At 73.5% G+C, this 11,795-nt stretch carries 10 protein-coding genes; 3 read left to right on the forward strand and 7 right to left on the reverse strand.

Translation table 11 applies throughout. From position 1 onward, the window contains the following. The first annotated feature begins 60 nt into the window (after positions 1-60). Positions 61-1,221, forward strand: coding sequence for a GNAT family N-acetyltransferase (locus tag ACIBJE_RS12015; protein ID WP_396746919.1), 1,161 nt, complete (start codon positions 61-63; stop codon positions 1,219-1,221). Positions 1,222-1,309: 88 nt separating this feature from the next. After that, positions 1,310-2,419: a GNAT family N-acetyltransferase gene (locus tag ACIBJE_RS12020; protein WP_396746922.1), complete on the forward strand. Its 1,110-nt coding sequence runs from the start codon at positions 1,310-1,312 to the stop codon at positions 2,417-2,419. A gap of 128 nt (positions 2,420-2,547) precedes the next feature. Here the strand turns inward: ACIBJE_RS12020 and hpf are convergent, their stop codons facing one another. The 5 genes from hpf to mtrA all read right to left on the reverse strand — a co-directional run bounded on the left by hpf (position 2,548) and on the right by mtrA (position 8,413). Then, complete coding sequence (gene hpf / locus ACIBJE_RS12025; protein WP_396746925.1) at positions 2,548-3,174, reverse strand: ribosome hibernation-promoting factor, HPF/YfiA family; 627 nt, start codon at positions 3,172-3,174, stop codon at positions 2,548-2,550. A 245-nt stretch (positions 3,175-3,419) separates the two neighbouring features. Next, entirely contained in the window at positions 3,420-4,121 is a 702-nt protein-coding gene (locus tag ACIBJE_RS12030; protein WP_396746928.1) for a ComF family protein, read from the reverse strand. Positions 4,122-4,126: 5 nt separating this feature from the next. Then, on the reverse strand, positions 4,127-5,959 hold the full coding sequence (locus ACIBJE_RS12035) for an LpqB family beta-propeller domain-containing protein (RefSeq protein ID WP_396746931.1): 1,833 nt from the start codon (positions 5,957-5,959) through the stop codon (positions 4,127-4,129). After that, positions 5,956-7,632 (reverse strand): MtrAB system histidine kinase MtrB, encoded by a 1,677-nt coding sequence (gene mtrB / locus ACIBJE_RS12040; RefSeq protein WP_396747627.1) that lies wholly within the window; start codon positions 7,630-7,632, stop codon positions 5,956-5,958. Before mtrB ends, ACIBJE_RS12035 begins: the two co-directional genes overlap by 4 nt. Positions 7,633-7,723: 91 nt before the next feature. After that, positions 7,724-8,413: an MtrAB system response regulator MtrA gene (mtrA, locus tag ACIBJE_RS12045; RefSeq protein ID WP_145834018.1), complete on the reverse strand. Its 690-nt coding sequence runs from the start codon at positions 8,411-8,413 to the stop codon at positions 7,724-7,726. 168 nt (positions 8,414-8,581) lie between these two features. Between mtrA and ACIBJE_RS12050 the strand changes: the two genes are divergently transcribed. Next, a complete protein-coding gene (locus ACIBJE_RS12050; RefSeq protein WP_396746935.1) occupies positions 8,582-8,737 on the forward strand; it encodes a hypothetical protein in 156 nt (51 codons plus the stop codon). A gap of 109 nt (positions 8,738-8,846) precedes the next feature. Here ACIBJE_RS12050 and ahcY read toward each other — a convergent pair whose 3' ends face one another. Together ahcY and manA are read right to left on the reverse strand one after the other, a co-directional pair. Beyond that, entirely contained in the window at positions 8,847-10,343 is a 1,497-nt protein-coding gene (gene ahcY / locus ACIBJE_RS12055; protein WP_396746937.1) for an adenosylhomocysteinase, read from the reverse strand. Positions 10,344-10,631: 288 nt separating this feature from the next. Continuing rightward, the gene (gene manA, locus ACIBJE_RS12060) at positions 10,632-11,795 is read right to left on the reverse strand and encodes a mannose-6-phosphate isomerase, class I (RefSeq protein WP_396746940.1); all 1,164 of its coding nucleotides are present in this window, start codon (positions 11,793-11,795) and stop codon (positions 10,632-10,634) included.

Here is an 11,795-nt window from a genome sequence, read left to right on the forward strand (position 1 = left end):
CGACCGTGGCACGGGGATATGCGGTTACGCCCAGCGCGAACGGTCGGGCACGATGGCTCCGTGGAGCCTGTGGAGATCATCGAGGACGGCCTGCTGCTACGCCCATGGCGGCCCGCCGACGCCGACGACGTGCACCGGGCCTGCCAGGACCCGGACATCCAGCGCTGGACCACGGTACCCCGACCGTACCTGCCGGAGCACGCCACGGGTTTCGTGACCGACCTCGCCCCCCGGGGCTGGGCCGACGGCACCTCGGCGACCTTCGCCGTCTGCGACGCCGGCAGCGGCGAGCTGCTCGGCTCCTGCGGCCTGGTCAGCATCGACCGCGGGCTGCGATCCGGTGAGATCGGCTACTGGACCGCCCCGTGGGCCCGGGGGCGCAACCTCGCCGCGCGGGCGACCCGGGCGGTGGCCCGGTGGGCCTTCGACCGGCTGGAACTGCGCCGGATCGTCTGGCAGGCCGGGCTGGGCAACCACGCCTCCCGACTCGCCGCACTGCGCGCCGGCTTCCGCATCGAGGGTCGGCTCCGGCTGGCCGCGCCACCGCCCGAGGGCCCCGAGGACGGCTGGATCGGCTCGCTGCTGCCCGGCGAGGTGCCCGAGCCCGGCGCCTCCGGACCGGCCGGGCCGGGCACCCTGGCGGCCCGCCACGCGGCGGTCTTCGGCCGGCCGCACCCCGAGCTGTTCGCCACCGTCGGCGCGGTCGAGCTGCGGCTGCGCGCGATGGACGAGCGGGACCTGGACGCCCTCGTCACCACCTGCCGGGACCCGGAGACCGTCCGCTGGACCAGCGTGCCCGACCCGTACCAGCGCTCGGACGCCGAGGCGTACCTCGCCTACCACCGGTCGACCTGGGCCGACGGGCGGGCCGCCTGCTTCACCGTCGCGGACCCCGACGACGCGTACGTGGCCAACGTCGACCTGCGCATCTCCCCGGTGGATCCGGGGCTGGCCGACGTCGGCTTCCTGACCGCGCCGCACGCGCGCGGCCGGGGCTACCTGCCGGCCGCCCTGGCGGCGGTGTCCACCTGGGGGTTCGCCACCCTCGGGCTGGCCCGGGTCGAGTGGCGGGCCAACGTCGGCAACACCGCCTCACGCCGGGCCGCCGAGAAGGCCGGCTTCCGGATGGAGGGCACCTCCCGGGCGGGGATCGCGTACCGCGGCACGCGCGCCGACGCCTGGCTGGGCGCGCTGCTCGCCGACGACCAGGCCGGACGGTGAGGCGCGCCGCCGGGCACGTCGCCGGCCCCACCGCCCGCCGGGGCCGGGCCGGACAGCGGCCCCGATCCGAGACCGAACGGGAGACGAGATGGAACCACGGGTGATCGAGGGCGACGGGGTGCGGCTGCGGCCGTACCGGGACACCGACGTAGCCGACCTGGTGGCCGCCTGCAACGATCCGCTCATCCGGCGCTTCCTCGGCGGGCTGCCCAGCCCGTACACCGAGGCGGACGCCCGCCGCTGGATCACCGAGAGCGCCCCGGCCGCCGCAGCCGGCGGTGGGACGGCGTACGCCGTCACCGATCCGGACTCCGACCGGCTCCTCGGCGCGGTGGGCGTCGACCGGCTGGTGCCGATGCGCCGGCAGGGGGAGATCGGGTACTGGGTGGCGCCGTGGGCCCGGGGCCGGGGCGTGGCCACCGCCGCGACCCGGGCGCTGACCGGGCACGCCTTCGCCACCGGCCTGGTCCGGCTGGAACTGCTCACCGAGGAGGAGAACGCCGCGAGCCAGCGGGTCGCGCTGGCCGCCGGCTACCGGCACGAGGGGGTACGCCGGGCCGCCGCCGCGCAGCGCGGCGGCGGCCGGTCCGACCTGATCGCCTGGGTGCGCCTCGCCGACGACCCGCCCGGCCCGACGCCCCGGCTCCTGCCGGACCTGCCGCCCGGCGGGCTGACCGACGGCGTGGTCGCGCTGCGCCCGACCGGCCCGGACGACGTGGACCTGATGTACCGGTTGCACACCCGGCCCGAGGTGGTCGCCAACCGGGTGCCGCCGGAACCCCCGCCCCGCTGGGAGGTCGACCGGCGCTGCCGGGTGGCGGCGAGCAACTGGCTGGTCGGCACCGTAGCGGACCTGGTCGTGGTCGACGTGGCCAGCGGGGAGGCGGGCGGCGGCCTCGCCCTGCGGTACGACGAACCGCGCACCGGTCAGGCCATGCTCGGCGCGAGCATGCTGCCCGAGTGGCGGGGTCGTGGCCTGCTCACCCGGGGGGTACGGCTGCTGGTCGACTGGGCGTTCGGCACGGTGGGCGTCGCCCGGCTGTGGGCCGGCTGCCGGCCGGAGAACGTGGCGCCGCAACGGGTGCTGGAGAAGGCCGGGTTCCGTCGGGAGGGCATCCAGCGTGGTCGGCTCCCCGGCCCCGACGGCACCCGCGTCGACTCCGTGATCTACGCGCTCCTCCCCGGCGACCTCTCCTGATCCCGCCCCGCCCCTCCCTCCGTCGACCGTGACGGCGGATCGACGATCGCCGCCGGCCTCGTGGTCGACGCGGAGAGGGGGCGGGGTGGGGGTCGCCGGTGGGCGACCCCCACCCCGCGGGTGTGGACTCAGATGTCCAGGGAGATGAGACCGTAGTCGTAGGCGTGACGGCGGTAGACCACGCAGGGCCGGCCGGACTCCTTGTTGTGGAACAGGTAGAAGTCGTGGCCGACGAGTTCCATCTGGAACAGGGCGTCGTCGACGGTCATCGGCTGGGCGGGGTGCACCTTCTCCCGTGCGATGTGCCAGGGCTGGTCGTCGGGCTCCTCGTCCCGTTCGGCGACCGCGGTGGCTGTGCCGGACGCGCCGGTGGAGAACGTGGGCTCACCGAGGTCCGCGACCGGCAGGCCGGCCGTGGCGGCGGCGACGGAGATCGGTGCGTGCCGTCCCCGGTGGACACGGCGGCGGTCGGCCGCCCGACGGAGCCGGGTGTCCAACTTGGCGATGGCGGCGTCGAGCGCGCTGTAGAAGTCGTCGGTGCAGGCTTCCGCCCGCATCACCGGCCCGCGCGACACGCAGGTGATCTCGACGCGCTGGCAGTGGTCCGCCTGGCGCGGGTTGCGCTCGTGGAACAACTCAACGTCGACCCGGATGAGCTTGTGGTCGTAACGCTCGATCTTGGTAAGTTTCTCTGCTACGTGCACCCGGTAATGGTCCGGCACTTCGACGTTACGGCCCTTGACCACGATGTCCACGTGACCTCCCTTGATCGGATGGTCTTCGATCTGGATCCGGCCGACCCTGGGGGCATCCCTGCGGCGTCGACCGGTTGGTACGGCTACGCCTCCTTCCACGCCGGGAGCGGTGGATGGGACCCCTCCTACCCCCGACACCGAAACGCTAACTCCTCCTCGCGAACCAGTCACCCCCGGTTGTCATGGCGGACCAGAGAATTTCACAGCTCGGTCACCAAGGGGTGAAACGGAACGACGGAGAGTGACTACGATCGGCGTTTCCGGGTGGCCGCGAGGACCGCCGCGACCGCCGGCGGCAGTCCGGCCGCACCGAGCGTCCGGCCCACCGCCGCCAGGGTGGCCCCGGTGGTGAGGATGTCGTCGAGCACCACCACCGTGCCGCCCGACCCGACCGGACCGACCGGTGGCCACGCCCTCAGCCGAAACGCCGAGGCCGCTGCCGCCGCCCGGCCGGCGCTGTCCAGCCCCACCGAGTCCGGTCGGGGCAGGGCCCGCACCGGCCGCCGCACCCGCACCGGCCAGCCCGCCGCCCGCAGCCGGGCCGCGGCGTGCCGGGCCAGCCGTCCGAGGTGGTCGCCGTAGCGGGCACGCGCCGCCGCGGCCGTGTCCGGCACCGGCACCAGCAGCACCGGCCGGACCTCGCCGACCGCCGCCGCCACCACCTCGGCCAACAACCCGCCCAGCGGCCGGGCGAGGCCGTGCCGACCCCGTTCCTTGTACGCCAGCAGCGCCTCCCGCAGCACCCCGTCGTACGGGCCGAGGGCGACGCAGGGTGGCAGGCCGGCGGGGACGGGATCGGGGCGTACCGGAGCGGGCCGCAGCGCGCCCAGCGTGGCGACGCAGTCGGCGCAGAAGCCGTGCCGCAACGGGGTCCGCCGGGTCCGGCAGCCCGCACACTCCACCGGCAGCACCAGGTCGGCGAGATCCGCCCAGAGGCCGTCCGGCATGCGGATCAGTAGAGGAAGAACGGGGCGGTCGGGCTGCCCGGCCGGGCGTCGGCCCCGGCCGGGCCGGCCACCTGGACCTGTTCCCGCAGCACCTGGGTGAGCGGCGGCCCGGCCCAGGTGACCCGGTTCGCCTCGTACATCACCGGGCTACGGGTGAACGGGGCGACCCGGTTGTCCGGGTAGGCCACCAGGTGGGTCACCTTCGCGCCCAGGTCGGTCCGGAGCGCGACCTCGGCGCCGGCCCCGTCAACGCCGATCTCGAAGACCGCCGGCTGGCCCTGCGCACCGGCCAGGACCAGCCGGGACTCCCTGGCCCAGTCCACCGCGGTGAGCGCGGTCAGCGAGGTGGGCACCTGCCGGGTCGGTCCGACGGTGACCCCGCCGCCGTCCACACTCACCGCCGCCACGTACAGCCGGCCGTCGACGACCAGGGCGATCCGGTGCCCGTCCAGCGCGGCGGCGACCGCGGTGACCGGACCGGGCACGATCAGCGGCACCGGGGTGAGCTGGGCGTTGGTGTCGAAGCGGTGCAGTCTGCCGTCGGCGACCACCAGCCCGTGCGCGGCCCGGACGTCCGGGGTCTTCAGCCACACCGGCCGACCGATCGAGGCGTACGTCGCGGCGCTGCGGGCGGTGACCCCTACCGGAGCCGTCCCGCCGCCCACCGCGAGCCGCTGACGTCGGCCGTCGGTCACCACGAGCGCGGCGAGGATCTGCTCCCCGGCCCGGCTGAGCCCGGCGGAGACGACGTTGCGGTTGTCCGCCGGGGCAATCGGGTCGGTGCTGCTGACCTCGCCGAGGAACGCCAGCGGACGCACCTCCCCCTCGTACACGCAGAACCGCTGCGGGTCCTGCCGGACCTGGTACACCGGGTGGGTGAGCCGATGCTCGGCGGCGCTGGGGATCTGCCGGCGGGTCTGGTTGCGCACCTTCAACTCCAGCGGGCCGTCGACGTCCGGTAGCGACCAGGCGAGCTGGGTGACGAGCCGGTCGAGCTTGGTCCCGTCCTCGCCCGACATGGCGATGTCGATCTCCCACCGACCGTCGGTCTCGGTGGCGTTGTTGATCAGTTGGGCGCCGTCGGGCAGCCGGGTCACGGTGGGGGTCAGCCACTCCGACGGGCCGTCGGTGAGCCAGCCGACCGCCTCGGTGACCCGGCGCTCCCGGGGCACCGCGAGGGGGAGGTACCGCTGGTCCGGGACGAGCCGGGTCTGGTCGGAGTTCCAAAAGTAGATCGTCGAGGGCCGGTAGTACTCACGGAGCGCCTCGTCGCTGAGGAGCAGCGTGCTCGGCGGGTCCACGACGTAGTAGCCGGCGTCCTCGTCGCCGGAACCGGCCGGCGCGGCGGCCCGCAGGTCGAACTGGTACTGCGACTCGGTCGCCACCGGCGGCGCGAGCGTGCCGTTGGCCCGCAGCAGCCCGACCTGCTGCACGGTGACCCGGACCGAGAAGGTGGCCTCCTCGCCGGTGGTGCCCTGCGGGTTCACCGTGGTCACCGGGTCGTCGAGCAGCCGGACCACGTTCACCGCGAAGTCGCTGCCCTGCTTCGCCTGGAGCCGGTTCCGGTCCTCCGGCGCGATGAACTGCAACACCCGGTCGTACGCCCGGTTCGGCTCACCGGCCGGGGCGGCGAGGAGGTTCCGGATGAACGCGGCGGAGTCGCTGCCGCTGGCACCGCGCGGCGGTGGCTCGCGGTTGCGGCCGTTGACCGATCCGGCCTCCCCGACCGGGCCCGGGCCGTCCACCCGCACCTCGGAGAACCGGGGGATGCCGCAGCCGGTCGGCCCGACGACCACCAGCGCGGCGGTGAGCAGTGCCGCCGCCACCCGCCGGTTCACGGGCCGACCTCGGCCCGCTCGCCGTCTCCCGCCGGGCCGATGGCCAGTGCCCCGCCGGGCCCGGGACCGATCGCCAGTAGTTCCCCGTCGCGCGGGCCACCGAAGGGCAGCGTGGCGTCGGCGGGCACCAGTCGCAGCGGCGAGGTGGTCAACCGGTCCCCCGCGCGGGCGGGCAGGGTGAGCCGGAACTGGGCCCCCTGCCCCGGTGCCCCCCACGCCTCCAGCCAGCCGCCGTGCAGCCGGGCGTCCTCCAGGCTGATGGAGAGACCGAGGCCGGTCCCCCCGGTCTGCCGGGCGCGGGACGGGTCGGCCCGCCAGAACCGGTTGAACACCAGCTTCTCCTCCCCCGGCTTCAGCCCCACCCCGTGGTCGCGCACGGTCACCGCCACGGCGGTCTCGTCCACGCCGAGGGTGATCCGGACCGGCCGTCCCTCGCCGTGCTCGACCGCGTTGCCGACCAGGTTGCGCAGCACCCGCTCGACCCGACGCGGATCCACCTCGGCGATCACCGGACTGGCCGGGACGTCCAGCTCCAGCGGCACCCCGACCCGCTCGGCGAGGCTGCCGAGCCGGTCGGCCACCCGCTGCACCACCGGCACCAGGTCGGTCGGCTCGGCGTCGAGCATCGCGAACCCGGCGTCGAATCGGCTGATCTCCAGCAGGTCGGTGAGGAGTTCCTCGAACCGGTCCAGCTCGGCCTGGAGCAGCTCGGCGCTGCGGGCCACCGCCGGGTCGAAGTCGTCCCGCTCCGCGAAGATCAGGTCGGCGGCCATCCGGACCGTGGTCAACGGGGTCCGCAGCTCGTGCGAGACGTCGGAGGTGAACCGGCGCTGGATACGGGACATCTCCTCCAGCCGCAGGATCTGCCGCTGGAGGTTGGTCGCCATCTGGTTGAACGAGGCGGCGAGCAGGGCGAGGTCGTCCTCGCCGTTGACGGTCATCCGCTGGTCGAGCAGGCCGGCGGAGAGACGCTGGGCGGTCCGGGCCGCCGCCCGGACCGGGCTGACCACCAGCCGGGTCACCAGGGCGGCCAGCAGCCCGAGCAGGAGCACCAGCGCCATCCCGGTGGCGACCACGGTGGCCCGCGCGTCACCGGCCGTCTCGGCCTGCCGGGTCAGCGGTACGAAGTAGTACAGCTCGACCTGGCCGAAGCGGGTCGGCACGGGTGAGCCGTACACCAGGTAGGTGGTCCGTTCGCCGGTGAGCTGCCCGGTGCGGATCTGGTGGGCGACCTGGCCGTCCGCGACCGCGGCCCGCAGCTCCGCGCTGACCAGGGGCCGGACGTCCACGTCCAGCGAGGTGCGCGACTTCAGCACGCCGGAGTACTGGTCGGCGGTGATGGCGACCACCACCCCGCCGGTCTGCGCCGGGTCGCCCCCGCCGGCCAGGTAGTTGACCGTGCCGTCCAGGGTCTCCTGGAGCTTCGCCTCCTGCGGCTGGCTGAACACCCGGAACTGCTTCTCGGAGTACTCCCGCCCGCTCGTGAGCCGCAGCAGCACGTCGGTCTGCGCGTTCTCCAGCAGGATGCCGGTGATCTTGTCGGCGATCAGGTACGCGAACCCACCGACCAGCAGGCTGGAGGCGACCAGTGTGATGGTCACCACACGCACCTGGAGGGAGCGCCGCCAGGTCTGCCGTACCCCGGCGGTGAGCCGGCCGGACCAGCCGAGCAGGGCGTGCCAGAAGGCCCACGCGGCAGAGAACCGGTGGGCCCGGGAAGCCGGATCGACGAAGGTCGGGGAGTCACGCACAGTGGTCCCCAGGTTATCCCGTACCCGCCTTGTAGCCCACGCCCCGCACGGTCAGGATGATTTCCGGCCGCTCCGGGTCCGGCTCGATCTTGGCGCGCAGCCGCTGCACGTGTACGTTCACCAGCCGCGTGTCGGCCGCGTGCCGATATCCCCAGACCTGCTCCAACAGGACCTCGCGGGTGAACACCTGGCGCGGCTTGCGGGCCAGCGCGACCAGCAGGTCGAACTCCAGCGGGGTGAGCTTGACCTCGTCGCCGTTGCGGCTGACCGTGTGCGCCGGCACGTCGATGGTGATCTGGTTGTCCGGCGGTCCGATGGTCAGCATCTCCGGCGCGGCGTCCTCGCCCCGACGCAGCCGGGCCCGCATCCGGGCCACCAGCTCCTTGGGCTTGAACGGCTTGACCACGTAGTCGTCCGCCCCGGACTCCAGCCCGAGCACGACGTCGACCGTGTCGCTCTTGGCGGTCAGCATGACGATCGGCACGCCCGACTCACCCCGGATCGCACGGGCCACGTCGATGCCGCTCATCCCGGGCAACATCAGGTCGAGCAGGACGATGTCGGGCCGGTTCTCCCGGAAGGCGGCCAGTGCGCGCTCCCCGTCGGCGACGAAGGAGGGCTGGAACCCCTCGTTGCGCAGCACGATGCCGAGCATCTCGGCCAGCGCAGGGTCGTCGTCGACCACCAGTACCCGTGCTCTCATGGGATTAATATTCCATCCCCGTTCGTCATCGTGGGATCGGTGTCACCGGCGCGAGGTCCGCGCCGGCAAGCTTGCCACAGAACACCCGCGATCAGCAGGGCCCGCCACCCCTAGAAGTCGGTGCCGGGATCCACCACCGGCAGGGCCGGTGCGACAGGAGGGACCGGCATGCGTGTCTTCGGCCCGTGGCTGGCCGTGCTGGCCGTCGTCCTGCTGCTCAGCGCGCTGCGGTTGCGCGCGCTCGCAGCGGCCGTCTCGGTGGGCTGGCTGGTGTGGTGCGTCTGGACCTGGATCCGGGCGGCGGTGCGGCGCGACGGAAGCTGAGCCGGCGGCAGCCGGGCCGGCTCAGCCGCCGCCGGGCACGGCCCGGGGCCGTCGGGCGGATACGCCGGACCGGGCCGGCTAGGCACAGCCGGCCCGGTCGCGTCGGTGCTCAGTAGCGGTAGTGCTCCGGCTTGAACGGGCCCTCCGGGGAGATGCCGAGGTACGCGGCCTGCTCCTTGGTGAGGGTGCTCAGCTTCGCGCCGAGCGCGTCCAGGTGCAGCCGGGCGACCTTCTCGTCGAGGTGCTTCGGCAGGACGTAGACGCCGACCGGGTACTGCTCGGTCTTGGTGTAGAGCTCGATCTGCGCGATGGTCTGGTTGGCGAACGAGTTCGACATGACGAAACTCGGGTGCCCGGTGGCGTTGCCCAGGTTCAGCAGCCGGCCCTCGGAGAGCACGATGATCGCGTGGCCGTCGTCGAACCGCCAGACGTCGACCTGCGGCTTGATGTTCTCCCGGGTGACGTCCGAGCGCCGGGCCAGGCCGGCCATGTCGATCTCGTTGTCGAAGTGACCGATGTTGCCGACGATGGCCTGGTGCTTCATCCGGGCCATGTGCTCGTTGGTGATCACGTCGAAGCAGCCGGTGGCGGTGATGAAGATGTCCGCCTGCTCCACCACGTCCTCGAGGGTGGCGACCTGGTAGCCGTCCATCGCCGCCTGAAGGGCGCAGATCGGGTCGACCTCGGTCACCACGACCCGGGCGCCCTGGCCGCGCAGCGACTCGGCGCAGCCCTTGCCCACGTCGCCGTAGCCGAGCACGACCGCCATCTTGCCGCCGATCAGCACGTCGGTGGCCCGGTTGATGCCGTCGATGAGCGAGTGCCGGCAGCCGTACTTGTTGTCGAACTTGCTCTTGGTCACCGAGTCGTTGACGTTGATGGCCGGGAAGAGGAGCTTGCCGTCCCGGTGCATCTCGTAGAGGCGGTGCACGCCGGTGGTGGTCTCCTCGGTCACGCCCTTGATGCCGGCGGCGATCCGGGTCCAGCGCTGGCCGTCCTCGGCGAGCGAGCGGTGCAGCACGCCCAGGATGACCGCGAACTCCTCGGAGTCGGCGGACTCCACCGGCGGCACCACGCCGGCCTTCTCGAACTCGGCACCCTTGTGGACGAGCAGCGTGGCGTCACCGCCGTCGTCGAGGATCATGTTCGGCCCCTGGCCGTCGGGCCAGGCGAGCACCTGCTCGGTGCACCACCAGTACTCCTCCAGGGTCTCGCCCTTCCAGGCGTACACCGGAACGCCGGCCGGGGCCTCCGGGGTGCCCTCGGGGCCGACGACGATGGCCGCCGCGGCGTGGTCCTGGGTGGAGAAGATGTTGCACGACGCCCAGCGCACCTCCGCGCCCAGCGCGACCAGGGTCTCGATCAGCACCGCCGTCTGGATGGTCATATGCAGCGAGCCGGTGATCCGCGCGCCGCGCAGCGGCTGCGCCTCGGCGAACTCGCGACGGATCGCCATCAGGCCGGGCATCTCGTGCTCGGCGAGCCGGATCTCCTTACGCCCGAACTCGGCGAGCGACAGATCCGCCACCTTGAAGTCGCCCTCGGCAACGGTGCGCGGCCGGGCCTCGGACGGCGCACTGCTGGACGCCGGGAGGGTGCTGGTCATGAGAGCTCCTGTCGGAACGAGATTCTTGGGCGGCTATCCACCTTACGCGAGACAGCGCGCGGGGCGGTCGAGCACAGACAGAGAATCCGTCCAGCATCGGCCGCCCCGCGCATCCCCCCGGTTTGGTTCCCCGCCCGCTTCTCAGACCTGCGTCGCGATAACGGTGCGTACTCACAGGTTCACATCACCAGCCCGGCACGTCAAGCATTTCCGGAATATCCGGCATGCGTGTTGCGCCCTGTTCGACCCTGTTCGCCATCTGTCCCCGATCGGCTCCTCGGAGCAACGTCAGCGCAGGCCAGCGGCGGCGACGAACGCATCGCCAGGCCCCCCGACGACCAGCGGACCGGCACCGGCAGCGCCGATCGCCGCCTCGCCGCACCGCAACGTGACGCTACCCGCGTCGTCGCCCACGGTGACCGTCCCCGCCACGCAGAGGACCACCCGGGGACCGGGCACCGGCAGCGGCACCGCCGTGGACCCCGCCGTCCCGGCGATCCGGTAGAGCACGAAGTCGTCGACCGGTACCGGCCAGGTCACCACACCCGGTACGACCGGCCGGGCGGCCACCACCGGATCGTCGAGGACGTCGAACCGGAGGATCCGCAGCAACTCCACCGGATCGACGTGCTTCGGGGTGAGCCCGCAGCGCAGCACGTTGTCGCTGGCCGCCATCAACTCCACGCCGGTGCCCCGCAGGTAGGCGTGGAGGTTGCCGGCCGGCATCCAGATGGCCTCGCCCGGCGCCAGGCGCACGCGGTGCAGCAGCAGCGCCACCAGCACGCCGGGATCGTCCGGGTACCGGGCGGCCAGCTCGCGGACCAGCGCTGCGTCCGGGCCGCCGACCGGTGCCGCCACCACCGCGCCGACCAGCTTGGCCCGCTGGGCCACCGGCCAGTCGAGCAGCAGCCGGACCGCCTCCCGCAGCCCCGACGCGCCGTCGTCCAGGGCGGCCACCACCGGCGCCAACGCGGGCACGCCGAACCCGGCGAGCGCCGCCGCCGAGACGGCCGGGTCGCGGAAGCCGCAGAGCGCCTCGAACGGCGTGAGCGCCACCAGCAGCTCCGGCTTGTGGTACGGGTCGACGTAGTTACGGTGCCCGTCGACGCGGGCGCAGTCGGCGGCGTACCCGGTTTGCGCCTGCTCGGCGTCCGGATGGACCTGGAGGCTCAGCGGCGCCTCGGCCGCCAGCACCTTGAGCAGGAAGGGCAGCCGGGGACCGAACCGGTCCAGCACCTCCCCGCCGAGCCAGCGGGAGGGATCGGCGGCGAGCAGGTCGAGCAGGCTCACCCGCGCGCCGTCCCGGTCCACGGTCGCCGGAGCGCCCGGGTGGGCGCCCAGCCACAGTTCCGCCTCCGGCCCGTCGCTGGGCACCGGACGCCCCTGGAGTTCGGCGATGGCCGACCGGGACCCCCACGCGTAGTCCCGGATCGGTCCGTACAACTGCTCCAT

Source organism: Micromonospora sp. NPDC050187, from assembly GCF_044459745.1.
Lineage (GTDB): Bacteria > Actinomycetota > Actinomycetes > Mycobacteriales > Micromonosporaceae > Micromonospora.